The 25990-nt window shown below is 50.3% G+C and carries 21 protein-coding genes; 14 read left to right on the top strand and 7 right to left on the bottom strand.

Annotation, left to right across the window (positions count from 1 at the left end; translation table 11 throughout):
• Positions 1-79 precede the first annotated feature (79 nt).
• The 3 genes from ACYX4J_RS18755 to ACYX4J_RS18745 all read right to left on the bottom strand — a co-directional run bounded on the left by ACYX4J_RS18755 (position 80) and on the right by ACYX4J_RS18745 (position 3727).
• Positions 80-2104, bottom strand: a complete 2025-nt coding sequence (locus ACYX4J_RS18755; protein ID WP_476177299.1) for an ATP-binding protein — start codon at positions 2102-2104, stop codon at positions 80-82.
• Positions 2105-2139: 35 nt separating this feature from the next.
• Positions 2140-2829, bottom strand: coding sequence for a proteobacterial dedicated sortase system response regulator (pdsR, locus tag ACYX4J_RS18750; protein WP_108735148.1), 690 nt, complete (start codon positions 2827-2829; stop codon positions 2140-2142).
• A 211-nt stretch (positions 2830-3040) separates the two neighbouring features.
• A complete protein-coding gene (locus ACYX4J_RS18745; protein ID WP_445363134.1) occupies positions 3041-3727 on the bottom strand; it encodes an OmpA family protein in 687 nt (228 codons plus the stop codon).
• Positions 3728-4195: 468 nt separating this feature from the next.
• Here ACYX4J_RS18745 and murJ point away from each other — a divergent pair, with 468 nt between their 5' ends.
• From murJ to ispH, 6 genes are all read left to right on the top strand, one after another.
• Positions 4196-5806: a murein biosynthesis integral membrane protein MurJ gene (murJ, locus tag ACYX4J_RS18740; RefSeq protein ID WP_476177298.1), complete on the top strand. Its 1611-nt coding sequence runs from the start codon at positions 4196-4198 to the stop codon at positions 5804-5806.
• Between the two features lie 99 nt (positions 5807-5905).
• Positions 5906-6886 carry a bifunctional riboflavin kinase/FAD synthetase gene (ribF, locus tag ACYX4J_RS18735; RefSeq protein ID WP_444906471.1) on the top strand — a complete coding sequence of 327 codons (981 nt, stop codon included), beginning with the start codon at positions 5906-5908 and terminating at the stop codon, positions 6884-6886.
• A gap of 51 nt (positions 6887-6937) precedes the next feature.
• Positions 6938-9742: an isoleucine--tRNA ligase gene (ileS, locus tag ACYX4J_RS18730; RefSeq protein WP_444934829.1), complete on the top strand. Its 2805-nt coding sequence runs from the start codon at positions 6938-6940 to the stop codon at positions 9740-9742.
• On the top strand, positions 9735-10262 hold the full coding sequence (gene lspA / locus ACYX4J_RS18725; RefSeq protein ID WP_444895261.1) for a signal peptidase II: 528 nt from the start codon (positions 9735-9737) through the stop codon (positions 10260-10262). The genes ileS and lspA overlap by 8 nt, the downstream gene beginning before the upstream one ends.
• Positions 10263-10268: 6 nt before the next feature.
• Complete coding sequence (locus tag ACYX4J_RS18720) at positions 10269-10709, top strand: FKBP-type peptidyl-prolyl cis-trans isomerase (protein ID WP_282934364.1); 441 nt, start codon at positions 10269-10271, stop codon at positions 10707-10709.
• Between the two features lie 44 nt (positions 10710-10753).
• Entirely contained in the window at positions 10754-11686 is a 933-nt protein-coding gene (gene ispH, locus ACYX4J_RS18715; protein ID WP_444934830.1) for a 4-hydroxy-3-methylbut-2-enyl diphosphate reductase, read from the top strand.
• A 43-nt stretch (positions 11687-11729) separates the two neighbouring features.
• Here the strand turns inward: ispH and ACYX4J_RS18710 are convergent, their stop codons facing one another.
• A complete protein-coding gene (locus tag ACYX4J_RS18710) occupies positions 11730-12242 on the bottom strand; it encodes a GspH/FimT family protein (protein WP_476177297.1) in 513 nt (170 codons plus the stop codon).
• Between the two features lie 198 nt (positions 12243-12440).
• Here ACYX4J_RS18710 and ACYX4J_RS18705 point away from each other — a divergent pair, with 198 nt between their 5' ends.
• From ACYX4J_RS18705 to ACYX4J_RS18680, 6 genes are read left to right on the top strand one after another with little or no spacing between them, the layout of a single operon-like run.
• Positions 12441-13001, top strand: coding sequence for a GspH/FimT family pseudopilin (locus ACYX4J_RS18705; protein WP_476177296.1), 561 nt, complete (start codon positions 12441-12443; stop codon positions 12999-13001).
• A 9-nt stretch (positions 13002-13010) separates the two neighbouring features.
• The gene (gene pilV, locus ACYX4J_RS18700) at positions 13011-13445 is read left to right on the top strand and encodes a type IV pilus modification protein PilV (RefSeq protein WP_476177295.1); all 435 of its coding nucleotides are present in this window, start codon (positions 13011-13013) and stop codon (positions 13443-13445) included.
• Between the two features lie 11 nt (positions 13446-13456).
• Positions 13457-14488, top strand: coding sequence for a PilW family protein (locus tag ACYX4J_RS18695; protein ID WP_476177294.1), 1032 nt, complete (start codon positions 13457-13459; stop codon positions 14486-14488).
• 12 nt (positions 14489-14500) lie between these two features.
• Complete coding sequence (locus ACYX4J_RS18690) at positions 14501-15049, top strand: pilus assembly PilX family protein (protein WP_476177293.1); 549 nt, start codon at positions 14501-14503, stop codon at positions 15047-15049.
• Between the two features lie 24 nt (positions 15050-15073).
• Positions 15074-18580 (top strand): pilus assembly protein, encoded by a 3507-nt coding sequence (locus tag ACYX4J_RS18685; protein WP_476177292.1) that lies wholly within the window; start codon positions 15074-15076, stop codon positions 18578-18580.
• 6 nt (positions 18581-18586) lie between these two features.
• Complete coding sequence (locus ACYX4J_RS18680; RefSeq protein WP_476177291.1) at positions 18587-19018, top strand: type IV pilin protein; 432 nt, start codon at positions 18587-18589, stop codon at positions 19016-19018.
• Between the two features lie 81 nt (positions 19019-19099).
• Here the strand turns inward: ACYX4J_RS18680 and ACYX4J_RS18675 are convergent, their stop codons facing one another.
• Both ACYX4J_RS18675 and ACYX4J_RS18670 read right to left on the bottom strand, forming a co-directional pair.
• Positions 19100-20497, bottom strand: coding sequence for a sigma-54-dependent transcriptional regulator (locus tag ACYX4J_RS18675; protein WP_476177290.1), 1398 nt, complete (start codon positions 20495-20497; stop codon positions 19100-19102).
• 116 nt (positions 20498-20613) lie between these two features.
• On the bottom strand, positions 20614-22194 hold the full coding sequence (locus tag ACYX4J_RS18670; protein WP_444940070.1) for a sensor histidine kinase: 1581 nt from the start codon (positions 22192-22194) through the stop codon (positions 20614-20616).
• 92 nt (positions 22195-22286) lie between these two features.
• Between ACYX4J_RS18670 and ACYX4J_RS18665 the strand changes: the two genes are divergently transcribed.
• Positions 22287-23915, top strand: coding sequence for an NAD+ synthase (locus ACYX4J_RS18665; RefSeq protein WP_476177289.1), 1629 nt, complete (start codon positions 22287-22289; stop codon positions 23913-23915).
• Positions 23916-23972: 57 nt separating this feature from the next.
• On the opposite strand, the gene ACYX4J_RS18660 is transcribed toward ACYX4J_RS18665, so the two are convergent.
• Positions 23973-24905: an outer membrane protein assembly factor BamD gene (locus tag ACYX4J_RS18660; protein WP_444895250.1), complete on the bottom strand. Its 933-nt coding sequence runs from the start codon at positions 24903-24905 to the stop codon at positions 23973-23975.
• A gap of 118 nt (positions 24906-25023) precedes the next feature.
• On the opposite strand from ACYX4J_RS18660, the gene rluD reads away from it, so the two are divergent.
• A complete protein-coding gene (gene rluD / locus ACYX4J_RS18655; protein WP_476177288.1) occupies positions 25024-25977 on the top strand; it encodes a 23S rRNA pseudouridine(1911/1915/1917) synthase RluD in 954 nt (317 codons plus the stop codon).
• Positions 25978-25990: the final 13 nt, after the last annotated feature.

The raw sequence follows: 25990 nt of genomic DNA, 5'->3' as shown, positions 1-25990 counted from the left end.
GACATTATCCCCACAGTTGGTTGTTTGTCAACCATAGCGGGCGTCTCGGTGCAGATATGTTGTCAATCCACAACGGCGGTTACCCGGTCGGCAACTCCAGGCTGAACTCTACACCGCTGCCGTCGCTGCGGTTTCGGGCTTTTAGGGAGCCTCCGTGGAAGTCTGCGATCAGTTTGGCGATATGCAGTCCCAGCCCCAGGTGGCCGGCATTATCGCCTTGACTGCGCACAGAAACGAGAGAGTCAAATAGCTTGTGAGCGTAACCTTCCGGGAGCAGAGGGCCGTCATTGCCTACTGTGATCAGGTACATATCTCTGTTTGTTGCTACTGACAGGCAAATTTCACTGCCTTGGGGGGCGAAGCTGCAAGCGTTATCCACCAGCTTGTCCAGTAGTTGAGCCAACAACTCCGGTGCGCCGTGGCAGGCTAGCTCCCCAGTGGGTTTGTTCAGAGTAAATTGGTGTTCGCTGTGAGCATCGCCATAGCACTGTGTCATGACTTCAAGCAGGTCTGCCAGGTCGAAAGGCTCCCGCTCCGCTTGGTGGATGCTGGTTTCAAGATTGCTGGCTGCGGATAGACTGTTGAGAATCCCCGACAGCCTTGCACTGCCATCCATAGCCCGCTCTGCATAGCGGCGGCTGTGGTCGTCGAGTTCTCCGGCGGAGAGGTTATCCAGGGATGAGCGAACCACTGCCAGCGGTGTGCGTAGCTCGTGTGACAACTTACTGGCGAGAGTGCGCAGGTACTGGTGATATTGGTCCAGTTCTGCGAGCAGGCTGGCGAAGGCCCGGTTTAGGTCTCCCAGTTCATCGCTTGCCTTTGAATGGGGAAAGTTGCCGCGCAGTTTGCCGCTGGAATCTACTGCGTTGCGGGCGGCCTGGTGTAGCTTGCGCACGCGCCAGGAAAGCCAGCTGGCGTAGCCCAAAAGGAAGAGCAGGGCGATAGCGGCCGCGGCGCAGCTGATCAACCACAACCGGTGGGCTGCTCCCTCGGTGACTGATTGCATCGCTTCGCCAGATTGCAGGACGACGACTTGCCCCAGAAGTGGCCGCTCAACCACTTCGTCGACCCGGGTGATAACGGGCACACTCACCGCACCAATTCGGGATTGCAGTGGTCCTGAATACCATTGCTCCCGGGTGCCACGGCTGTCAGGCGTCGCAAGAGGCAAGCTATTTTCCGGCAGCTGTGGCAAATCCTCTCTGGAAAGCAATTTGCGATAAGCCCAGTCTCTCAGCCACGAATTGCTCTCGGAATCTGCCAGCTGTAGTTGTCCGTTGCTGGCAAGAAGAAACCCCTCGCTATCCACTACTGCGAGGCGCAGTCCAGGGCGCGCAAAGTGGTCGAGTTCTCTTTGAAGGTCTGGCAGAGGGCTTACCAAGCGCCCTGGGTGACCATCTGCCGGAAGTGTGCTGGCGCTTCGAGTCGGTGAGGAACCACTGCTGTTTGCCCTGTCGTGAATACGGATAGCGAGGGCTCCACCGGTTAGGGTTTGTGGTAGAGCCAGCTCCAATTGGTAACCGGCACCAGAAGTTGTCCAGCGGCCCCTTAAGCGCAGCTCACGCTCGTAGCGGCCCTCTCTCGGGTTGTGCCACAAGGCGCTGGCGGTCCCCTGGCTGGCGACGGGCAGGATGTAGTGCCGGTCAGCGGTAAACAGCTCTACGGTGTCACCACCAGCGATCAGGCCTGTGCGGGGGTCCCGGTAGGCGGGAGTTGAGTCCGAAACAGTGAGAAGCAGGTAGACTTGCTTATCCAGTTGCCCCAGCGTCACCTGGGCCATAGGGGATAGCTGCCCGTCCTCAAGGGCTCTGGGCTCCAGTTGCTGCGCTCGCCACTCATCGCCATAGCCGTCGACTCTCGGAGCTTGAGATAGGGGATTCAGGTAGAGCTGAGCCCCTGGTGGGCGTGAAAGGCGCTGAGGATCTGGAGCGATAAGTTGGGGGGCGCTGGCCAAGCGCGCGGCAATTGCCGCCGCAGTTGCCTCGATTGCCTGGATCTGGCCTTGTGCTAGGGCGGCGTCCACCTGGCGGAGGTACTGGCAGCCGGCCCAGGGCAGGGTGAGTGCGACAAGGCTGACGAGCAAGAGTTGGCGGCGTAGGTTCATACTTAAATTTTTGAAATTGTTCGCCCGATGGCGGTTTACAGCTGCCAGCGATACCCCATGCCGTAGGCGGTTCCTATGGCATTAAACTCGGTGTCCAGCGCCTGGAACTTGCGCCTGATTCTTTTGACGTGAGAGGTGATGGTGTTGTCATCCAGCACTACGCGGGCCGCTTCCATAAGTTGGCTGCGGGATTTAACGTGACCGGGCCTTTTGGCCAGGGCGTGGACAATCCAGAATTCGGTCACGGTCAGGTCCACGGGTTGCTCATCCCAGTGGCAATGGAGCCTGGAAATATCCAGCCATAGCTTTCCCTGAGTTAAGCTCTCGCCTTCATCGTTTTGATCTCGCAGCACGCTAACGCGGCGCAGTAGGGCGTTAATTCGCGCCTGCATATGGGGTAGGGAGATATCCTTGGTGAGGTAATCATCAGCCCCCAGGCGCAGTCCGGAAATAATATCCAGCTCTGAGTCCCTGGCGGTGAGAAATAATATTGGCAGGCTCGGCGCCATAGCGCGCAATTCCCGGCAGAGCTCAAAACCGCCCTCCACCTCGCTGCCCAGGCCAACATCGATCACGGCCAGGTCCGGCAGCCGCTGGCGAAAAGCATCCATGGCCTCAATCCTGGCGCTGTATAAATCGACCCGGTAACCGTGGCGGCGCAGAGCATCGCGGTAGTTTTCTGCGATAGCGCGTTCATCTTCGACAATGGCGATGGTTGCACTCATGACAAATCCCGACTTAATTCCTTTCTGGCGGAGAATCATGCACGAAGTTGCAGGGGTTAGGCAAAAAGGCGGGCGCAAGGCGCCCGCAAATACAACAGGGTTTCTATCAGCTTGGAGTTGCGTGAGTGGATTTGCGATCCACTCACGCTTATGTAGTGCGGCTTGAAGGCGAAGGGATATGCGGATTTGTTGTCCGCCGTGCCCCTTTGACTCAGAAGTTTCCCGCCATGGACTCCGGAAGGGAGAAGCGGATGTCGACGCGGCGCTCCATGGCGTAGGCGTCTACATCGCCTCGGGCTGCCTGGGAATAGGTGGAGCCGAGTGCGCTGCGGCTGATTCTTGAGGCATCAACTCCCAGCGATACCAAAGCCTCTTCCACACTCAGGGCGCGTTGATCGGACAGTACATTGTTGTAGCCGTCGCTGCCGCGAGGATCTGCGTGTCCCTCCAGGTGAATTTGCAGGTGGGGGTGGCGCTTTAGGAAGTCAGCCATGGCACTCAGCTGGTGCATTTGGCCCTCCTGAAGCTTGTCCTCCCCAGTGGTAAACAGCATTTGGAATTGCAGTGAATCCAGGGCCAGTTGGCTGGCGTCGTTCGCGGACAGTTGAGCCGCATCCAATTGCTGTGCCAGGTTGCTGAGCTCTGCACGGCTCTCTGTCAGTTGTGTTGCCAGCATATCTGCCTCGTCTGCTTGCTTGATCTGCTCTCCGAGCCAGGCTCCGCCGAGTGCTCCGGCGATAAAGCCAACGGGCCCACCCAATGCTGCACCGGCAATTGCAGAGCCGGTAAAGACTGAGGCCTGCTTGGCCGGAGTCAAATTGGATTCGTTTTGTTCCTTAGCGTGGGCTCCGGTGGCAATCAGAGAACCCAGGGCGACGGCCATCACTACTTTTTTCATTGTTCTGCTCCTTAGCGGCTTTTCTTACTCGTGTGGGCCTGTTCTGTTGTGGCCCGTTTGAGTGTTATTAAAAAGCTCCAAGGAGGCGCTGGCGTGGCGCAGCTATGACCAACTGCGGCTCAATTGTGGCGAAATATGGCGATCGCTCCGAAACCCAGCTCAGAAGCTGGAAGGGGCTGGGCGACCGCAGTTATAGCAGGGGGTGGATGGACAGACGGGGCTGGGGCCATCAACAGCTGCTATGTACCGCACAATTGCCAGAACCAGGGCAATAATCAAAGCACTAATGGTCATCCCTTCTCTCCCCGCACCACCAGCTCCTTGGGTGGCGCGACTAGCTCGCTCTTAGTATAGGCTCGCGGTCCCGCAGTCGCAGGGCCTCAGCTCTGTAGAGGAGCCCATATATCCCCTGGTTTTGGGGTAGACTTGCCGGCCAACAAGTTTCAACTTTCGCCAGGAGTCCGAGTTTTGTCGCAGTCATCCCCAGCTCAGGAACAGGCAGTCGAAAAATCTGGTGCTTCCAGATTGCTGCGGGGCAGTTCAGTTGTCGGTGCTGCCACTATGCTGTCGCGAGTGGCCGGGCTGGTTCGCGACGTGGCGCTGGCCCGCTTTGCCGGTGCGGGCGATGCTGCCGATGCCTTTTTTGTCGCATTCAAGATTCCCAACTTTTTCCGCCGCTTATTTGCCGAAGGCGCATTTGCCCAGGCCTTTGTGCCGGTACTGGCCGAATATCGCCAAAAGGGCGGTAAGGCGGCTGCGCGTGAGTTAAATGACCGGGTTGCGGGTGCCCTTGGCGGCGTACTTTTGTTGGTTACTCTGTTTGGTGTTCTCTGCGCTCCACTAGTTACGGGTATTTTTGCTTTTGGTTGGTGGTGGGACGGCAGTGAGCGTGAGAAGTTCGATCTCGCTACCGATATGTTGCAGATCACCTTTCCCTATTTAATGCTGATTTCCCTGGCGGGATTTACCGGGGCAATACTCAATACTTTCGATCGTTTTGCGATTCCGGCGCTAACCCCGGTGATGCTCAACCTGGTTTTGATTGCTGCGGCGACGGTTGCTACCAGCTGGTTTGATCCGCAAATTATGGCGCTTGCTTGGGGCGTTTTTGTTGCGGGGGTGGTGCAGCTGCTGTTTCAACTGCCTTTTCTCGCTCGTGAAGGATTGTTACCTAGCCCTAAGTGGGATTGGCAGCACAAAGGGGTGCGTAAAATTTTACGCCTGATGGCGCCGGCGATTTTTGGTGTGTCAGTGACCCAGATCAGCCTGGTGATGGACACCCTGCTGGCTTCATTCCTGCCCAGCGGCAGTGTTTCCTGGCTCTATTTTTCCGACCGCCTTACCGAGCTGCCCCTGGGGGTGTTTGGGGTTGCAGTGGCCACGGTGATTCTGCCGAGCTTGTCGCGTCAGCACACTGACGGAGACCCCCGCCGGTTTCGTCATACCCTCGACTGGGCTTTGCGCAGTGTCACGCTAATTTCCCTGCCCGCTTCTGTAGCCTTGGTGGTACTGGCTGAGCCGCTCCTGACAACCCTTTTTCAGTATGGGCAGATGCAGCCGCGCGATATGCAAATGGCCGCCTGGTCCCTGCGCGCTTATGCCATGGGGCTGTTGGCGTTTATGCTGATTAAAGTGCTGGCGCCGGGCTATTTTGCCCGCCAGGATACCTATACCCCAGTGCGCTTTGGTTTAATCGCTATCTCGGCCAAAATGGTGTTGAGCCTGCTGTTTGTGATACCGCTTAACTACTACTTCAAGCTCGGCCATATGGGCCTGGCGCTGGCTACGGCTTGTCAGGCCGCTATTAACGCCTGGCTCCTCTATAAAGGCTTGCGTCGAGATGATGTCTATAAACCTGAGGCTGGTTGGGGCACTTACCTGGTAAGGTTGCTTCTGGCGAATTTGGCGATGGTTGCGATTTTGCTCGGGGCTCTGCACCTGTGGTCACAGTGGAGTGAATGGGCCTGGTATGACCGCGCCTGGCGTATGGGGCTAGTCGTAGCTGTTGGGGGAGCGACCTATATGTCGGTTTTACTGGTTTCAGGATTGCGCCCCCGCCACTTCCGCGCCACAAGTTAGTTTATTAAGTGGGTATATCTGGATAAATATGGCCTCTGGCCGCCCAGTGGGAATCCGCTATACTGTGCGGCTCGATTTTATGAGGATGGGAAAATCGCTTTGGCCCAGGAGCGCGAACTAATTCGCGGGTTGCACAACCTGCGCCCCCGCCACCGGGGAAGCGTGGCGACAATCGGCTCGTTCGATGGTGTACACCTCGGTCACCAGGCGATTATTGCGCAGCTCAAGCAACGCGCGCAGGAACATGATCTGCCCTCGGTGGCGATTATCTTTGAGCCCCAGCCACATGAGTTCTTCTCTGGGGAAAGGGCGCCCGCGCGTCTGATGCGCTTTAAAGAGAAGGTATTGGCGCTATTTGATGCTGGTGCCGACCGGGTGCTGTGCCTGCAGTTTAACGAGAAACTGCGCAACCTGAGTGCCGATGCCTTTGTGCGCCGTATTCTGGTGGACGGCCTTGGAATCCGCCATTTGGTGGTGGGAGACGATTTCCGCTTCGGCTGTGATCGCAGTGGCGATTATCAATTCCTTCAGGGCGCCGGGGCCGAAAATGGATTCACGGTGGAAGACACAGCTACGCTTGAGATTCGCGGAGCCCGGGTGAGCAGCACCCGCATTCGCGAAGCGTTGCAGCGGGGCGAGTTTGAGTTGGCCGAGGCCTTACTCGGGCGCCCTTACAGTATTACCGGACGGGTTGCCCCCGGCCGCGCCTTGGGCCGGCAACTGGGTGCTCCCACAGCCAATGTGCGTTTGCACCGCTACCGCTCCCCGCTGGTTGGTGTTTACACCGTTCGCACCAAAGCCGCGAATGGAAGTGAACTCGCAGCTGGGCGGCCGGAAATTGACGGTGTTGCCAATGTGGGGTTTCGCCCGACAGTTGAGGGAGAGGGCGCCCGGCCACTACTGGAAGTCAACTTGTTTGATTTTGATAGCAACCTCTACGGGAAAGAACTAGCGGTAGAGTTTTGCCACAAACTTCGCAATGAAGAGAAGTTTGCCTCCCTGGAAATCCTCAAAGCCCGCATCGCTCAGGATATTGACGATGCTAAAGACTGGTTTGTGCAAAACCCCAAGGGGCACTAACCGGTGTATAGACGATGAATTTTTCTCTACTAGAGCTGAAGTAGACATCCAATGACTGATTATAAAGTGACCTTAAACCTGCCTGAGACCGACTTTCCTATGCGCGGCAATCTGCCCCAGCGCGAGCCGGCTATTTTAAAGAAGTGGCAGGAAACCAAGCTCTACGAAAAAATCCGCGAAGCGCGGGCGGGGCGCGAGCAGTTTATCCTGCACGACGGTCCTCCCTATGCCAACGGGGATATTCACATAGGTCACTCGGTCAACAAGATTCTCAAAGATATTATTATCAAGTCGAAAACCCTGAGCGGTTTTGACGCTCCCTATGTGCCTGGCTGGGACTGCCACGGCCTGCCGATTGAGCACCGCGTCGAGAAAAAGATTGGCAAGGCTGGCGCAAAGGTGGATCACAAAACTTTCCGCCAGAAGTGCCGCGAGTACGCAGCCAAGCAGGTGGACGGACAGAAGAAAGACTTTATTCGCCTGGGGGTGTTCGGTGAGTGGGACAACCCCTACCGCACCATGGATTTCCAATTTGAAGGCGATATCATCCGAGCGCTTGGGCGAGTGGTCAAAAATGGCCATTTGGCACGGGGTTTCAAGCCCGTGTACTGGAGCGTTGTGGGCGGATCAGCTCTGGCGGAAGCGGAAGTGGAGTATCAGGATAAAACCTCCTACTCCATTTACGTTTGCTATCCGGCGACGGAAGAGACATCCCTGGCTATCGCCGATGCGGCAGGTGGGCACGCGGGTGAAGGCCCCCTATCCGTTGTTATCTGGACCACAACCCCCTGGACGCTTCCTTCCAGCCAAGCGGTTTCTGTCAATGCTGAGCTGGAATATGTTGTGGTGCAAACGGCTGAGCGCCGATTGCTCGTTGCCGAAGCACTCAAGGACGCCGTATTGGAGAAGGCGGGGCTCGAAGGTGAAGTGGTAGGCCGTATTCGCGGTGCCGCCTTGGAGCACCTGAAGCTAAACCATCCTTTTTACGAGAAGCAATTGCCGATGATCCTCGGCGACCATGTCACCACTGATGCAGGTACAGGCTGTGTACACACTGCGCCGGACCATGGTCCCGATGACTTCCAGGTGGGCAAGCGCTACGGCATCGATACCCTGAACTATATCGATGACAATGGCGTATACCGCGATATGGTACCGCTGTTTGCCGGTGAACACGTCTACAAGGTGGACGACAAAATCGTGGCCCTGTTACAGGAGCGCGGAGTACTTCTGCACCAGGGTAAGATGGAGCACAGCTACCCCCATTGCTGGCGCACCAAGACGCCGCTTATTTACCGCGCAACTCCGCAGTGGTTTGTGAGCATGCAGCAGAATGATCTTCTGGAGAATGCACAGAAGGCAGCGGATGAAGTTCAGTGGATCCCCGGTTGGGGCAAGGCCCGTATCGATGCCATGCTCGACGGCAGCCCGGATTGGTGTATTTCCCGCCAGCGCACCTGGGGCGTGCCCATCGCTTTGTTTGTTCACAAAGAGACCCATGAAATCCACCCGGACACTCCCGCTTTGATGGACAAAGTGGCTGAAAAGGTCGACGCCGAGGGTATGGACGTTTGGTTTGACCTGGACCCGCAGGAGCTTCTGGGAGATGAGGCAGACCAATATCAAAAGGTTACCGATACCCTGGATGTCTGGTTCGATTCAGGTGTGACTCATTACGCCGTACTGGAGCGCCGCAACGGCCTGCGTTTCCCGGCAGATCTGTACCTTGAGGGCTCTGATCAGCACCGAGGCTGGTTCCAGTCTTCACTGAAGACCTCCATCGCCATCAACGATTGTGCCCCTTATAAGCAAGTGTTGACCCACGGTTTCACGGTAGATGCACAGGGACGGAAAATGTCCAAGTCCATCGGCAATACCGTTGCACCACTGGATGTAATCAACAAGTTGGGTGCAGATGTATTGCGCCTTTGGGTTTCCGCCACAGACTTCAGTGGTGAAATGGCGGTTTCCGATGAGATCCTGAAACGCACAGCGGACTCTTACCGTCGCTTGCGCAATACGGCTCGTTTCTTCCTGTCCAACCTGGCTGGGTTTGACCCGGAAAAAGATTTGTTGCCGGAGAGTGAGCTTCTGGCGCTGGATCGCTGGGCGCTGGATAAGGCTGCGCGTCTACAGGATGAAATTATCGCGGCTTACGATAACTACCAGTTCCACCAGATCTACCAGAAGTTACATAACTTCTGTGTCGTGGAAATGGGTGGCTTCTACCTGGATATCATCAAAGATCGCCAGTACACCACCAAAGAGGACAGTACTGCACGCCGCTCTGCGCAAACTGCCCTCTATCATATTGTTCAGGCATTTGTTCGCTGGATTGCGCCTATCCTGAGCTTTACCGCAGAAGAACTGTGGCAGTTTATTCCCGGTGCCAAAGCGGACAGCATCTTTATTGAAGAATGGTATTCGCTGCCGAAGCTGCCAGCAGACTCGGTTAAAGGTGCGGACTATTGGGCCGCCATCGCCGAAGTAAAAACTGCGGTAAACAAGGTGCTTGAAGAGCAGCGTGGAGCTGGTGCTATTGGCGGCTCCCTGCAAGCGGCGGTGACTCTGTTCGCCGAGGATGACCTGCGTGAAAAGCTCTTGGAGCTCGAAGATGAGTTGCGCTTTGTTTTGATTTGCTCCTCTACTTCTGTACAGCCACTCAGCGATGCTGCCGGTGCAGAGTCCACAGAGCTGGAAGGATTGAAAGTCAGCGTAAGCAAAGTGGATCACCCCAAGTGTGCGCGCTGTTGGCATTACCGTGCCGATGTGGGTGTATCAGCAGAGTATCCAGACATTTGTGAGCGCTGCGTGGAAAACGTTTCTGGTGAAGGAGAAGTGAGGCACTATGCCTAGTTCCAACCCTGTTTGGGGGCATCCATGGCGCTGGTACTGGCTGGCGCTGGTGGTGGTTGTCCTCGATATCGCCAGCAAAGTCTGGGCCGTGGATATGTTTATGCACGGCCCATCAATGCAAATTATTCCCGGCTTGCTGCAATTTACTTATGCGGAAAACTACGGCGCTGCCTTTAGCTTCCTGTCTGATGCTGGGGGGTGGCAGCGGTGGTTTTTCGGAATTATTGCCTTTGTATTTAGCGTTGTTGTCAGTGTTTGGCTATGGCGCTTGCCGGCAACAAAGCGCTGGGAACCCTGTGCCCTGGCGCTAATTCTGGGGGGGGCCTTGGGCAACCTTTGGGATCGAGTACTGCTGGGTTACGTAAGGGATTTTATTTCGGTCTATTACGGCAACTGGCACTTCCCGGTATTCAATGTTGCGGATATGGGAATTAGTATCGGCGCTGCAATGCTGGTTATTGAGCTACTTTTTTTTGCAGAAAAAGAGAGTGGCAAAGCAAAAAATAACGTGGAAGTTTAACGAACTATGAGTAATGCCGTTATCGGTGAACACTGCCGGGTGACACTGCACTTTAGCCTGAAATTGGACGATGGCACTGAGGTGGATTCAACCTTCAAAGGTGATCCAGCCTCTTTCAGTGTTGGCGATGGTAGTTTGCTGCCGGGCTTTGAAAAAGCGCTTTTTGGTTTAAAAGCGGGGGATGAAGCCGAGATCGAGATACCGCCGGAGATAGGATTTGGTCAGCGCAACCCGGAAAACCTACAAAAGGTGCGTCGGGATACCTTTTCTCCCGATATGGAGCTGGAGCGCGGGTTGGTAGTCTCTTTTGACAACGGCAGCGGCGAACTCCCCGGAGTAATCAGTGAGATTGGTGAGGACGATGTTACCGTCGACTTTAACCATCCATTGGCCGGTCAAACCTTAAATTTCCATGTGAAAATTATTGCGGTGGACTCGATCCAATAGGGTCGGGGTTCCCCCTTTGTAGCAAGTAGGGTGCTGAAGTAGACATGCAAATCCGAATGGCTAACCCCCGGGGCTTTTGTGCCGGTGTTGATCGGGCAATTGATATTGTGAATCGCGCCCTGGATGTATTTGGTGCGCCGATCTATGTCCGCCATGAAGTGGTGCACAATAAATTTGTGGTGGAAAGTCTGAAAGAGCGCGGTGCGGTCTTTGTCGATGAACTCGATGAAGTGCCCGATGATGTTATCGTTATCTTCAGTGCTCACGGTGTTTCAAAAGCTGTGCAACGCGAAGCTGAAGAGCGCGGCCTGCGTGTATTCGATGCTACTTGCCCGCTCGTTACCAAGGTGCATATTGAAGTGAGTAAGTTCAGCACCGACGGTGCTGAGTGCATACTTATCGGCCACGCCGGGCACCCGGAAGTGGAGGGCACAATGGGGCAGTATGACAACTCTGCTGGCGGTGCCATTTACCTGGTTGAAGACGAAGAGGATGTTGCGAAGTTAACTGTTAAAGACGAGAGTAATCTCGCCTATGTTACCCAAACAACACTATCCATGGATGATACCGCTCGAGTCATTGATGCCCTGAGAGTGCGTTTCCCTGAAATCCGTGGGCCTCGAAAAGATGATATCTGTTACGCGACCCAGAATCGCCAGGATGCTGTAAAGCAGCTGGCTCTGGAAAGTGACCTGGTCCTTGTTGTTGGTAGCCCGAATAGTTCTAACTCTAACCGCCTGCGTGAACTCGCTGAACGCTGTGGTGCTACTGCTAAATTGATCGATGGTGCAGATGATATCGATGCGGATTGGCTTCAGGATAAGACGGCCATAGGGATCACAGCGGGAGCGTCAGCACCGGAAGTCCTTGTACAAGGAGTGATTGATCGACTGCAACAACTTGGTGCAAGCCTTCCTGAAGAAATGGATGGAAGGGCTGAGAATATACGTTTCTCCCTGCCTAAAGAGTTGAGGTAATCAATTAGATTCTTTTGTGCCCCTTGAGCCATGGTTTTGGGGGCTAAGAACACTGGTTTTGGTCCGCCTCTTCGACTCTCAAACGACCGCTGTGAAACAATATCAGGGCCAGGCCCTGTGATCCATCAAGGGTACAAACATAGAGGCTCCCCATTTGTAATGCGCCTTGGGGAGAACCTGTCTTACGACTCTCACCAGTTCCAATAAAAGATATGTAATCTTTAACTGGAGAGTTGGATAGAATCTGTACTTTCTCTATCCTAGACCCGGACATTATTAAAGAGTCATTGTCATCGCGTATACCGTCATGATCGGTATCGATAAAAATTTCCCATCCTAGATCCCAGCTCCCAAAGTTACGCATAGTGACACGCTGATTTTTCCCTACAGCTGTATTTCTTGTTAGCTGTATAGCGCTAAAGAAATCATCCCCAACAAGTTCCATTTGTGTCTTTTCAATGATTTGCGTAAAGCTTGGCAGACCAATAAGTAAGAGAATCGATAAAATACAAAGACTGATTAGCAACTCGAGTAGTGTTAAGCCCCGTTGAGTCATGGTCCCCTCCTGGGGTTTTTAGACGCAGGTCTCATTTTGTTGACCATTGAATCTGCTGAAATGGCCACTAGTCGGTTTGATCTGGTGCGTAAGCTCAGTGAAATGCTACTTTCGCGAATATATCTACAGTCTTTTTCTCTTTCTAGGTGTTTGGCGGTAAAGTGAACACTGAATTATTGGCACAGGCGTTAGAAATAGATGCAATTTAGGAATACTGGCCAGGGTGGCCGAACTTGGAAGCAGAGCGGGTTTACTCTCGTTGAGATGATGATCACTATCGTGATCTTAGGTGTACTAGTTGGGATTGCTGCCCCAAATTTCACAGATATGATCAACAACGGTCGCTCTGAAGCTTTAGCTGAGGATTTTGCGGGAGCACTAAATTACACTCGCTCGGAGGCTGTAAAACGTGGTGGAAGAGTGACCATATGTGCGAGTACAGATGGGGCGAATTGTACAGCAGCGGATACCTGGGATCAGGGATGGATAGTATTTGTTGATGATGCGGCTAGCGATAATGCAGGGGTTCCAGTCATCAATCAGGTACTGAGAGTTTGGGAGATTGATGATGGGGATGCCTCTATTCAAGTTGTTCAAGTTGCAGCTACAAATTTTATCCGTTTCACCAGCTTGGGAACTTTGGGGCGGTTTACTAATACTTCGGTATCGGCTAGGAACTTAAACTGCGTTGGGAATAATGCTGTAACAATGACTGTCGGCGCAGCCGGATTGATAACCGTAGAAAAAACAGACTGCTAAGGGGGCGAAGTGAAATTACTAAATTCCCAGCGAGGGGTTGGGTTAATCGAGGTTATGGTAACCGTGTTGATCCTTTCCACATCTTTACTTGGATTGGCCGCCCTGCAAAATAAGGCCCTTCAATATAATCACAGTGCTTATATGCGTTCTCAGGCAAATATATTGGCCCAGGATATCTTCGAGCGCTTAAGGGCAAATAGCGAAAATTTATCAGAGTATGAATTAACTCTTGATGATACTCCCACTGCGAGTTCGAGTCGTGCTGAGGTAGATATAGAAGAGTGGAGAGGGTTGCTATCAGAACGACTTCCGGAGGGAACGGGAGGTATAACCTGTAATATTGATGATGTATGCACGGTTACGGTTCAGTGGGGAGAAGAAGACTCGATGGGTACTGGTGACGATGCGGGTACCAGTAGCTTTCAATATATGACAAGAATTTAGTAGGAGTCGTAATGTTTAAACAGCGGGGAATCTCTCTCGTAGAACTTATGGTATCTATTACTGTTGGTTTGGTATTAATGGCTGGGGTTGTGCAGCTTTTTTTTTCGAGCAAGGTCACATTTGCGACTCAGCAGGCTATAGCAAGGGTACAGGAAACAGGACGCCTTGCTGTTGATTTTATGTTTGAAGATATACGTATGGCTGGTTTTGTTGGCTGTATGAATACCGCCGGTGAAGGTGCTTTTGAAAACCTGCTAAATAATAGTGATACGCTTCTATATAATTTCGCTGTACCTACGGAGGGAATCGATAGCGACGAAATCAATGCAAGCTATCCTAGCCACTCCAGCGACTCGGATGTTTTATTATTGAGAAGTGCTAATGGCACAGCCGTTGCTGTAAATGACATCAATGACCCAGATCGAATTTATATAGAAAATACTGGGATAGAAGAAGATGGTTGTGACGAAGGTGAAGATAAATACAGTGGTATCTGTAAAGAAGATATTCTAGTGATTGCTGATTGCACAAAGGCACGGGTTTTCCAGGTCACTGAAATTATAGGTAGTAGCACCTCAGAAAGAATTGAATTACTACATTCAGATGAAGATGGATTTACACCTGGAAACCGAAAAGGGGAAGCCGCTTCGGGTAATGTGGCAACAGATAAAAATGATTATTTTTTTAGTGATGCGCAAGTGTTTGTGGCGACCAGTACCTTCTATTACCTTGATGAAGGTACCTCTGGCAGACCTAGCTTGTTTCGAGAAATTAATGGGGAATCACAAGAGCTCCTAACAGGAGTTGAGCAAATGCAAATCACCTACGGGCTAAATGGAGATTTTAAAGCGGCTAAAGATGTTGCTGATTGGGAACAGATAACCAGTATAAGGGTTGAATTACTAGTGTCCTCCGATGACGATAATGTCCTGCAAGATGTGCAGCTATACACTTTCAATGGACAAGAGGATCAAAACCCTGGGGATAGGCGCTTGCGGCAGGTTTTCAGTAGCACTATATCTATCCGCAGTCGTACACCGTAATCGGAGAAAAAAATGAAAAAAAGGCTTTACGTTAAGAGCCTCCAAAAGCAAGTTGGTACAACATTGCTCGTAGGGTTGGTCATTTTATTGCTAATGACTTTTGTTGGGTTGGCGGCAATTCGCGGTAGTGGTATGCAGGAATTAATGGCCGGTAATATGCGCGACCGCCAGCTTGCGTTCCAGGCAGCGGAAGCCGCTTTACGAGTGGCTGAGGTTGAGCTTGAATTGGAGTCTGAAGCTGCAATAAGCACGCTTTTTAATGGTACTAATACCGGATATGTTGAGCAAATGGCCGGTTCTTCCACGAGTGAATTTTGGCTGGTTTATGACTGGGATGGTGCCTCGGTTTCAACCAATCTTGGGCTAAGTGGGATAGCTAGCCAGCCCGTCTATGTAGTCGAAAGAATTGAGGGGTCGGTATGGAATGCAAATGATGGCAGCGATATTGGTTTTGCTCCAGCCGCTGGTGCTGAAGCACGTGAGTATTATCGGATTACCAGCCGCGGTGTTGGTGGTACTGATAGTGCCATAGTAATTCTTCAGTCAACTTTTGACCCCTAATAGTTTGCGCTTGGAATAATGGTTATGATTAGTTTTTTAAGGAAGTACAATAGCGCCTCAACACTTATGGCTGCAATTTTTAGTTTAGGAGTGGCTCATAGTGCGGTATCTCTTGAACTCTCCCAACAGCCACTGTTTTTAAGTACCTCTGTTGATCCAAACATAATGTTTATTTTGGATGACTCTGGATCAATGCAGTTTGAGGTTACGCCTTCAGAAATTACAGACTATTTTTACGTACCCCAGACTAGAAGAGGTCGTACTACTTACGAATCTTATCCTGTGAGATATGTCTTTCCCCAGACTGAAGCTGACAGCGATAATACCGATGTACAATTAACACCATGCCCCTATAGTAGTTCTTCGATATCTGGCTGTGACTACTGGAACGGTTCAAATGATAATCAAACCATAGCGAAGTTTGATAGTGATAATAAATGGGCAGCCTATTATCGCTCTTCTTACAATAATAAATCTTATTATGATCCTACGGTGCTTTATCTTCCTTGGGCTGAAGTAGATGAAAACGATACTACTTTCAAAGATTCAGATCCAGAAAAGGCATATCACAACCCGTATGATACTTCTAAGGGGTGGAGAAATCTTACAGTTGATAATACACAAAGTGCGAATTGTTGGATAAAAGATAGTGCCACCAAAGACTCAAGTAATTCTTCCAATAATCTATGCGAGAGTGGAAATCTAACTTTTTACCCTGCTACGTATTTTAATTATAACGGAACAGGCGACGTTTATTTCTCTAGTAGCTATACCCGAGTTGAAATTAGGAATAATGGAAGTACTTATGTAGGTGGAAGTGCACGAACCGATTGTGCTGATGCAAATGCTTGTACTTATGAAGAGGAAATACAGAATTTCGCGAACTGGTATAGCTATCATCGCTCTCGTGTACTTATGTCAAGAGCGGGGATTGGACATGCTTTTTCTGCTCAGGGAGAGGGGCTACGTGTAGGTTTTGGCACTCTAAATACTGGCTATAACTCTGTAGATGGAATCAGTACTGATGTGATCCTTTCAGGAGTGCGTACCTTTAAGAGTACGGACAGGGAGAACTTCTTTAAAGAACTGTATGGAACTGATATCCCTTCACAAGGTACGCCATTATTGGGAGCACTGGAAGCGGCAGGTGAGTATTATAGCCGGACAGATAGTAGGGGCCCTTGGTCTTCGACTCCCGGTGATAGTGGCAGTACCAGCTCTGACATAGCATGTCGGTCCAGTTATACCATTTTGATGACAGATGGTTATGGCAATGATTACAGCAGTTTTAATAGTTATGGCAATGTGGATGGCTCTTATAGTGCTCCGTTCTCTGATTCGTATTCGAATACTTTGGCGGACATTGCTATGCATTACTGGAGGACTGATTTAAATGGAAACTTATCAGATGATGTAAACCAGGCTGAAGATAGTATTGATACCGCTACTTGGCAGCATATGGTGACATTTGGTGTCGCACTTGGGGTTACAGGTAGCGTCGATTCGACTACGGCCTTTGATGCGATTGATACGGGTAGCGCTATTTCCTGGGGGGACCCTGACTCGAGTGATTCGAATAAGTTAGATGATCTACTACATGCCTCCCTCAATAGTCGAGGAGGCTTCTATAGTGCCGGCGATTCCACAACTTTTGCTGACCAGTTAACAGCTGTATTAAGCGATATTAGCGGCCGGTCTGGATCGGCATCAGCAGTTGCGGCTAACTCTACCCGTCTCGGAACAGATACATTGATTTTCCAGGCTCTATTTGATTCAAATGACTGGAGTGGCGAAGTTAAAGCCATCGAAATGGATACGGATGGAAGTTTGAGCGATACCGCTAAGTGGAGTACTTCGTCTTCTGGGAAAATACCGACCTCTGGCCGAACCATTCTAACTTATGATGGTGTCAATACAGTTGATTTTACTTGGAGTAATTTGACGGATGAACAAAAGTCAGCTCTAAAAGGTGCTGACGATGAATCTGTTGGAGAAGAGCGTTTGGACTGGCTTTGGGGGGCGTCGATTACCGGGATGCGTAGCCGCACTTATTTGTTGGGAGATGTTGTTAATAGCAGCCCAGCATTAGCGGATAATAGCGATATGAACTTTTCATATCTTCCTTCCAGTCTTGGAGGCGACACTTATGCAACGTACTTATCTGATACTAAGCAGGTTCGCTCAAAAGAAATTCTCTATGTAAGCGCGAACGATGGAATGTTACATGGATTAAACACCTCTACTGGTGTTGAGGAATTTGCGTATATCCCATCAGGTGCATATGAAAAGCTCGCCGATCTAACAGCTACTGACTACGGTTCTGAGTCAAACCCTCATGAATATATCGTGGATGGGCCTTTGTATGTGAGCGATGCTTACTTTAAAAAGGGCGTAAGTGAGTCATGGAGGAATATTCTTGTAGGTACATATGGTGCTGGCTCCGAGGGATTGTTTGTCTTGGATGTAACCAACCCTTCAAGCCCTGAGGTTTTGTTTGAGTTGGATAGTGTAGATGACGATAGTATAGGTAATATAATTGGCCAGCCTGTTATCGCACCAACACCTGCAGGTTGGAAATTGATCTTCGGAAATGGATATAACTCTACAGATGACACTGCTGCTCTTGTAATTGTTGACTTGGCGGACCCTAGCGACATCGTAGTATTAGAGGCCGGCAGCTCAACTAACAATGGTTTAGCTGGTCCATCGTTGCTACCTGATGTTTATGGTGTGGTACAAACTGCATATGCTGGTGATATTTACGGCAACATGTGGAAGTTTGATTTGAGCAGTAGCTCTGAGAGCAGCTGGAAAGTCGCATATGGCAATGATTCATCACCTGAACCTTTGTTCACCGCAAACGATGTAAATGGAAGCTCTCAACCTATAACTGCAGCACCAACTTTGGGAGACAACTCAGAGGTGGATGGAGCTATCATGGTATATTTTGGTACTGGCAGCTACTTAACACCAGCGGATGATGATGAGGGGGATGTTGTTCATAGTTTTTATGGTATTGTCGATAGTGGCACTAATATTACCTCTACTAATAGGTCTGAATTATTTGAAAAAACTATCTCAGAATCTGGTGATTTAAGAACCATTGATGGAGATAGTGATACCTCTTGGTGGGATACTAAAAAGGGATGGTATTTAGATTTTGGGAAAATATCTGCAGGAACTGGTTCTACTGCCGATACAACAGGTGAGAGAGTTATTAGCAAACCGCTACTAATTAGGGATCGCTTGATTTTTCCGACCCTAATTCCATCAGAGGATCCTTGCGCTTATGGTGCTACAGGTTGGACTATGGAGCTTGTTGGGTTAGGCGATTCCCGATATGTAAATGAAAGTATCTTGGATGAACCTAATACAAAACAGGATAGTGCTACTACTGGTTATTCCGATGTTATCAAGGCTGGCCGAAAAGTGTATATTCCATATTCTGATACTTCGGGAGAGTATGGAAATGTACCTGGTACAGTTATCCCAGGGGGAGGACGTTTATCCTGGCGGCATTTTAAGGAGTAGAGTTTCGTGAAAAAGCCGATTTTTTGTAAATCTTCCGGATTTACCTTAATTGAACTAATGGTTGTTGTCGTATTGGTAGGGATTTTGGCGGCCATTGCCTATCCGTCATATTTGGAGTCAGTAAGAGAAAGCAATCGTACAGAAGCGAAAGCTGAGATGAACGATGTGGCACAGCGATTACAGCGCTGCTTTACTGCTTTTAGTGCTTACAATGATGCAAATTGCACCGCGGCAAACGAAATTTCAGGTGGGAATACTATCTCTACGGAAAATGATTATTATTCAATCTCTGGTGTTATTACGGAGACAACATATACATTGACTGCGACTCCGCAAGCTGGTTCTGCACAAATTGGTGATAGTGATTGTACCAGCTTTACTCTGACTCAAACTGGTGTTAGGGGAGCGACGGGAGCCAATACAGTTGACTGTTGGTAAGCATTTTTGAATTGCTTGTTGAAGCTATTTTAATACCATATGAGTAGCCCTGACTTAAGCGGGGCTGCTCATATCATCTGGCTAAGTTTCTAGCCCTAACTTCTTTAATCTGTAGCGAAGCGAACGAAAGCTGATACCAAGTCGCTCTGCTGCTGCAGTTCTGTTCCATCTGGTCTTGCTAAGAGCGTTTTGTATCACTTCTTTTTCAATTTCCTGTAGAAAATCATCAATCGTTTCGTGTGCAGAAGAGTCAAATAATTCTCTAGCGGGAATATTGGTTGGTGAGGACCCCTGGGGTAACAAATTGCGTGTGTCTTTGGTTGATATTGTAGTTGGCTCAAGCTTGAGGTCTGACTCTTTTATCACTCCTTTGTCACATAAAGTGAAAGCTCTTTCTAGAATGTTCTCCAGCTGTCTAACGTTGCCTGGAAAACGAAATTTTTTGAGTGCTGACATAGCTTGGGAATCTATTTGAGGCCTGGAAGAGCCAGATTTCCGGGCTATTCTTTGCATTATTACATGTGCAAGAATCGGAATATCGTCAATACGATCGCGTAGTGGTGGGATTGAGATTTCTATAACATTGATCCGATAATAAAGGTCATTGCGGAAGCGTCCCTCTGCCACCTCCTTAGCTAAGTCCTTATGGGTGGCACTTAGAATCCGGACATCAATGGAGACCTCCTGATTTGAGCCAATTGGTCGGATCGTTTTCTCCTGAATAGTCCTAAGTAACTTAACTTGGATATCTAAGGGAAGATCTGCAACTTCATCGAGGAATAAAGTTCCCCCTTCAGCACTTTGTAACAATCCAGTTTTATCTTTGTAGGCTCCGGTAAAGCTACCTTTTCGATGTCCAAAAAGTTCACTTTCCACCAGTTCATTTGGGATAGCACCACAATTAATAGGAACAAAAGGTTTATCGGCTCTAGCTCCTTGTTGGTGAATAGATCGAGCCGCTAGTTCTTTTCCGGACCCAGATTCGCCACTGATATATATAGGGGCATCGCTACGTGCGACTTTTGTCAGTTGACTTCTTAAAACCTGCATGTTGTCAGCGTCGCCCAATAGTAGTTCTGCGTCACTTTGGGCTAATTCACTGATTTGCTGGTGATTCAACCGGAGAGCAAGCTGGGATAAATTTCTCAACCGCTCCAAATCTACGGGTTTACTGACAAAGTCAAACGCGCCTAATTTTAACGCTTTAATTGCACTATCCATATTCCCATGAGCAGTTATAACAGCAATAGGTAAGTGTGATTCGACACTTTCTTGAATATGTTCAACTAGTTGCAAGCCATCGCCGTCAGGTAGGCGTAAATCTGTTAAGCAAAATTGATAGTTATTGTTGTGTAGCAACTCCTTCGCTTGTGAGAGTGTACCTGCACTGTGGCAGTCCACATCCATTCGTTTGAGTGTTAGGCTAATTAAGTTACAAATATCTGGTTCGTCGTCAACAACCAGTGCCAGAGGTCGCATTATTTCTCTGTCTTTTCTTGTTGTGTTGAAATTAGTAAGTAGTATATCAATTGTAATTATGTCAGAAATCAGAAAACCATAATGGCTTGTAGATCAAAAAAGGTCCCTGCGGTAGATCAAGTAACGTCCTCATCGCGGGCAAACTCAATTCTAAAGCAGCTCTTGTCGTCGTTACTACGGCAATGATAAAGGCTAAGGTTATTGACCTCACAAAGCTCCCGAGCGATATACAACCCTAGTCCACTCCCGTTTTGACCTGTTGTGAAGAATGGTTCAAATATTTTATCGAGGAGTTCTTCGGGGACGCCTGCGCCTAAATCTTTGACTTCCAGAACTGTTTTCCTGTGTGCTTTATTGTAGTAGGCACAAATAGTAGCATGGTTTGTTCCAGTAGTTACTTGAGAGTGTTGTAAAGCATTATCAGCTAAGTTGGTAACTACTTGACCCAATTGTGCAGAATCAAAGTATGCTGGCAATGCTTGTTCTTTGATATCTAACTTGACAATGTTGTCGGTTTTACCGGTATTAAAATCTATTAAAAACTGTTTGAGCCAGGCTTTAAGATCGTGTTTCTGGGCTGAGCTGGCACGTCTCCGCGAAAGCTGCATAACATTTTCAACAATCTGATTAATGCGTTGGCTTTGGCGGCATATTATGTCAGTTAATTCTTTGTCTTCCTGTTTCAATTGCGGAGACTCCGACAACAGCTGTGCAGCGTGCTTGATAGCGGCTAAAGGATTACGTATCTCATGTGCAATAGAGGCTGTTAGTTGGCCGAGGGATGCAAGCTTGAGCTTTTGGGCAGCTTCTGCCAGCTTACGGTTATCTTCGACAAAAATTAATGTGCTATGACCTGCATCATGGTGCAATTCTGAAAAGTTTGCATGAAGCTCGTCCCCATTTTTTGCGGGGATAAGGGCATTATTTTGACTCTTATGACTGCGCCACTCCCTAACCTTTTGTCTCAGCTCTGCATGGTAGTCATGTGCTGTATCGATTTGGTTTTCTAGCAATCTTCTTGCTGATTTATTGATCAGCTCTGGCTTGTAAGTAGGGCCTAAAACTAATACACCGGTATTCATTCTTTCAATGATTTCTTGAGCCAGGCGTTGAAGGTGTGCAGCCTGGCGGCTTTGTTTGTCTGCGCGAATATTAGCTTTACGAATACGTTCCGATAGGTACTGGATGGCACTTACGGTTACAAATAGTAGTAAACCTAGTCCGCCAGCAGACACAATCTCCTGGCTAGAACCCGATTCAGTTAGAAAATGGTAAAGCTGGAGTGCGATAACACCCAAGCTAGCAATGGCCGCAAAAAATGCACTGAGGCGCTTATCAAGTAGGATGGCACCGATTGAACAACTGATAAGCAGTAAGTAACCGAGTCCAGAGTTCAGCCCTCCACTAGCCTCGATCAACAACAAGAAAACCAGAATGTCACAGCCCAAAATAATCCCGACTTGGCTGCTATTTGTCTGGTAAGCCTTCTGGCGCAAAAATAGTAACCACGCCACATTCAGAAGGGCATAGGAAGACGTTGTATATATAAATAGTGTTGGCAAGTACGTGCCAAGTGAGCCTCCACCTATGTCGGAGTAGAATACTCCCAGCAGAACTAGGGCTATTGCTACTCGGTAAATTGCGCTTATGCGTAAAAGCTCATGGTGTTGTTGGGGGGATGTCTGGGAACTGCTCACTGTAGATGCCCGGTATTCTTGTAGTGGTGAGCCGCTGCTGTTGTTACCCCGATGGGGTTACAATAGCGGCCTGTCTTGTCCGAGGTTCAACGATGTCTACTTTGCAGTTAGTGCTGGCACAAATCAATTCCCTGGTGGGAGATATTCCAGGGAATACCAAGCAGGTGATAGAAATTGCGCGCCGAGCGTACCAGGAACTGGGTGCTGACTTGGTACTTTTCCCGGAGCTGACCCTGTGCGGCTACTCTCCTGAAGACTTGTTGTTGCGCCCCAGTATGCAGATTCGTATTGATGCGGCATTGGATCAGCTCAAAGCTGCAGAACTGCCCTGCGCCATTGTTGTGGGTTACCCCAAGTTGCTCGATGGCGTTATGTTCAATATGGCGGGGGTCATAGTTGAGGGAGAGTTAATCGCAGAATATGCCAAACAGAAGCTGCCTAACTATCAGGTCTTTGATGAAAAGCGTTACTTCAAGCCGGGTAAATCTCCCTGTGTAGTGCATATCAGGGGAGTTCCTGTGGGGCTGAGTGTTTGTGAGGATATTTGGTTTCCAGAGCCCATCAAGCAGTCAGTCGATGCTGGAGCCAAGTTGATTCTCAACGTCAATGCATCACCTTTCCATCGGGGCAAGGCTCAGCAGAGGCTGGAATTGGTTTCCAGGCAGGCAAGAAATGCCGGAGTCCCCATTGCCTATGTAAACTGGTGCGGTGGTCAGGACGAGCTGGTTTTTGACGGTGGCTCAATCGTTGTTGACGCTGAGGGAGAGGTATGTGCCAGGGCTGAGGAGTTTACAGAGCAGTTGTTGCCAGCTTCCATATCTTTGCAGGGACAGGATTTGACGGTACACCCTGGGGAAATTGCTCCTCCTCGCGGCGATTTGGCTTCCGTGTACCAAGCCCTGGTACTTGGGGTGCGCGACTACGTTAATAAAAATGGTTTTAATGGTGTTGTACTGGGGTTGTCGGGTGGAATCGACTCTGCTCTGACATTGGCAGTTGCGGTCGATGCGCTGGGTAAAGAGCGTGTTGAGGCGGTAATGATGCCGTTTCGCTATACCTCGGATCTGAGTAAAGGCGATGCGGCCGATCAGGCGGAAAGAATGGGGGTTCACTATCGGGAAATTAGTATCGAGCCCATCTTTGATTCGTTTATGGGCGCTCTCGCTGAAGAATTTGCTGGCAGTGAGAGGGATACCACTGAAGAGAACCTGCAGGCCCGCTCTCGTGGTGTTCTTTTGATGGCTATCTCCAATAAGAAGGGCGCGATGGTCCTGACCACCGGTAACAAGAGTGAGATGGCCGTTGGTTACGCGACCTTATACGGGGATATGGTAGGCGGATTCAATGCCCTGAAGGATGTTCCCAAAGTATTGGTATTCGAGCTGGCCCGTTACCGCAACACAATTTCTGAAGTGATTCCTGAAACGGTCATTACTCGCCCTCCCAGTGCTGAGCTGGCCCCAGACCAAGTGGATTCTGACAGCCTTCCGCCTTATGAGATCCTGGATCAAATTCTCAACCTCTATGTTGATCAAGACCACAGCGCTGAGGAAATCATTCAGCGTGGCTTCCAGAGAGAGGATGTAGAGCGTGTGGTCAGGTTAGTGGGACGCAATGAGTACAAGAGGCGCCAGGCAGCCATCGGGGTGCGTATTTCTGAACGCGGGTTTGGAAGGGATCGCCGTTATCCCATCACCAATGGCTGGAAGCTGGGTGACTAGCTATCCGGAAAATATAAACGGCGCCGAATGGCGCCGTTTATATTATCAAGTGATAAGTTACAGAAGCTCTGGAGGCAGGGGAGTCTCGTCCCGGTTGTATTCGGGATTATAGAGTTCCCGGCTGTCAAAGCCCCGCGGGTCAGATTTTTCAAACAGGCCCAGGGTAACCCTGTGCACTAGACTGCGGCCGCTCGGACCTTTGTAAAAGTCGTAGTTGAAAGTGCCATCTTCGTTAAAAGCGGGGTGCTTTGGATAGTTATTGCGCAGTACATCCAGGGCATTAGCCTCGAGATCTTGCATTTCCATCAAATGGTAACCTTGAACCATAACTGCCAGGGCATCGGGGATTGCGGGTGTCTGCTGGAAGTTTTCCACAATGTAGCGACCGCGATTGGCTGCTGCGAGGTAGGCGCCGCGCTTAAAGTAGTAGTTAGCCACGTGAACTTCATAGCGGGCCAGCAGGTTACGCAAGTGGATCATGCGCTTTTGCGCGTCTGGAGCGTAGCGGCTTTCAGGGTAGCGGGCCATTAACTGGGAGAAATAAGCGAATGACTCTCGAGCCGATCCTGGATCGCGACTGGTCAAGTCGGTAGGCATAAAGCGTTCGAACAGGCCTGTGCCCTCAGTAAAGGAGGACAGGCCCTTCATGTAGTAGGCGTAGTCGACATTGCGGTGCTGGGGGTGTAGGCGGATAAAGCGGTCTGCAGCGGCGATAGCAGCATCGTTTTCATAGTTGCGGTAGTAGGCATAGATCAGCTCAAGCTGAGCCTGTTCCGCGTAGTTGCCGAATGGGAAGTTGTCTTCCAGGGCTCGCAGGTTTCTGATGGCAAGATCCCACTGGCTGGTTCGCAGCTGTCGCTGGGCCATCTCGTAGTATGCCTGCTCTGTACGTGAACCTGTGGGTAGGCCCACTTCCGAATCATCTGTGTTGGCGCAGGCAACCAATATTGCGGACACCAAGGCCAGCCACAGCATTTTCCAGGTCTGCATAGCCCCTCGCTCTATCATTCTTACACTCTACCTTATTAAACTACCCACCAGTATTAACCTGGCGCGTCGGACATTTAACCACAGTCGCGGAGCTGCCCAAAGTATTTGCAATTGATTGATGATTGAACACCTAAAACTAGATATCCAAGTTCCTGCCAATATGGCTGGTCGACGTTTAGACCAGGCCGCAGCCGAATTAATTCCCGATTTTTCGCGCGCGCGCCTCCAATCGTGGATCAAAGGCGGCCAGCTCACCTTAAACGGAGCCCCAGCTAAGACCAAGGAAAAGCTCTTTGGCGGCGAGCTTATCCAGCTTCGCGCAGAGCTGGAACCCCAAGGTAGCTGGGCTGCCCAGGACCTCGACCTCAATATTATGTACGAAGATGACTGCCTGATGGTGGTCAATAAGCCCGCGGGCCTCGTAGTCCACCCCGCTGCCGGTAACCCCGACGGCACTCTGCTCAATGGCCTGCTTCATCACAATCCAGCCCAGGAGCTGATACCCCGAGCCGGTATTGTTCACCGGCTGGATAAGGACACCAGTGGCCTGATGGTTGTGGCTAAGACTTTGGCCGCTCAGACCCATCTCGTGGATCAATTAAAGCAGAGAACGGTGAGTCGACAGTATGATGCCTTGGTCCAAGGATATATCACCACTGCGGGTCGTGTTGATGCGCCCATCGGTCGGCATCGTCAAAATCGTCTCAAGATGGCTGTTTTGGACTTTGGCGGCAAAGAGGCGATCACTCATTATCGTGTACAGGAGCGTTACAGCGCTTACACGCTCTTACGCTGCAAGCTGGAAACCGGTCGTACTCATCAGATTCGGGTACACATGGCCCATATCAGGCACCCGCTCGTGGGAGATCCACTCTACGGAGGCCGCCCAAAGTTGCCTCCAGAGGCCTCGGCAGACCTTGTTGAAGCTCTCCAGAGCTTCCCTCGGCAGGCTCTGCATGCGGCTGAACTAGCTCTAGTACATCCCACCAGTGGACAGGACATGCATTGGTGTGCGCCAATGCCTGATGACATGCAAGCACTGCTCGATCAGTTGCGCGCTGATGAGCCCTGAAGTACCGGTTATA

This window comes from Microbulbifer sp. ABM4_008 (genome assembly GCF_056311705.1).
The sequence above is the reverse complement of the archived record's forward strand: the minus strand, read 5'-3'. Positions and strand labels throughout refer to the sequence as shown.

Coding starts and splice junctions, on each gene's coding strand:
- ACYX4J_RS18745 (WP_445363134.1), bottom strand. CDS start 3,727: ATGAAAAAAGTAGTGATGGCCGTCGCCCTGGGTTCTCTGATTGCCACC.
- ispH (WP_444934830.1), top strand. CDS start 10,754: ATGCAAATCCGAATGGCTAACCCCCGGGGCTTTTGTGCCGGTGTTGAT.
- ACYX4J_RS18665 (WP_476177289.1), top strand. CDS start 22,287: ATGTCTACTTTGCAGTTAGTGCTGGCACAAATCAATTCCCTGGTGGGA.
- ACYX4J_RS18685 (WP_476177292.1), top strand. CDS start 15,074: ATGATTAGTTTTTTAAGGAAGTACAATAGCGCCTCAACACTTATGGCT.
- ACYX4J_RS18720 (WP_282934364.1), top strand. CDS start 10,269: ATGAGTAATGCCGTTATCGGTGAACACTGCCGGGTGACACTGCACTTT.
- rluD (WP_476177288.1), top strand. CDS start 25,024: ATGATTGAACACCTAAAACTAGATATCCAAGTTCCTGCCAATATGGCT.
- pdsR (WP_108735148.1), bottom strand. CDS start 2,829: ATGAGTGCAACCATCGCCATTGTCGAAGATGAACGCGCTATCGCAGAA.
- ACYX4J_RS18705 (WP_476177296.1), top strand. CDS start 12,441: ATGCAATTTAGGAATACTGGCCAGGGTGGCCGAACTTGGAAGCAGAGC.
- ACYX4J_RS18690 (WP_476177293.1), top strand. CDS start 14,501: ATGAAAAAAAGGCTTTACGTTAAGAGCCTCCAAAAGCAAGTTGGTACA.
- ACYX4J_RS18755 (WP_476177299.1), bottom strand. CDS start 2,104: ATGAACCTACGCCGCCAACTCTTGCTCGTCAGCCTTGTCGCACTCACC.
- lspA (WP_444895261.1), top strand. CDS start 9,735: ATGCCTAGTTCCAACCCTGTTTGGGGGCATCCATGGCGCTGGTACTGG.
- ileS (WP_444934829.1), top strand. CDS start 6,938: ATGACTGATTATAAAGTGACCTTAAACCTGCCTGAGACCGACTTTCCT.
- ACYX4J_RS18660 (WP_444895250.1), bottom strand. CDS start 24,905: ATGCAGACCTGGAAAATGCTGTGGCTGGCCTTGGTGTCCGCAATATTG.
- ACYX4J_RS18675 (WP_476177290.1), bottom strand. CDS start 20,497: ATGCGACCTCTGGCACTGGTTGTTGACGACGAACCAGATATTTGTAAC.
- ACYX4J_RS18710 (WP_476177297.1), bottom strand. CDS start 12,242: ATGACTCAACGGGGCTTAACACTACTCGAGTTGCTAATCAGTCTTTGT.
- ACYX4J_RS18695 (WP_476177294.1), top strand. CDS start 13,457: ATGTTTAAACAGCGGGGAATCTCTCTCGTAGAACTTATGGTATCTATT.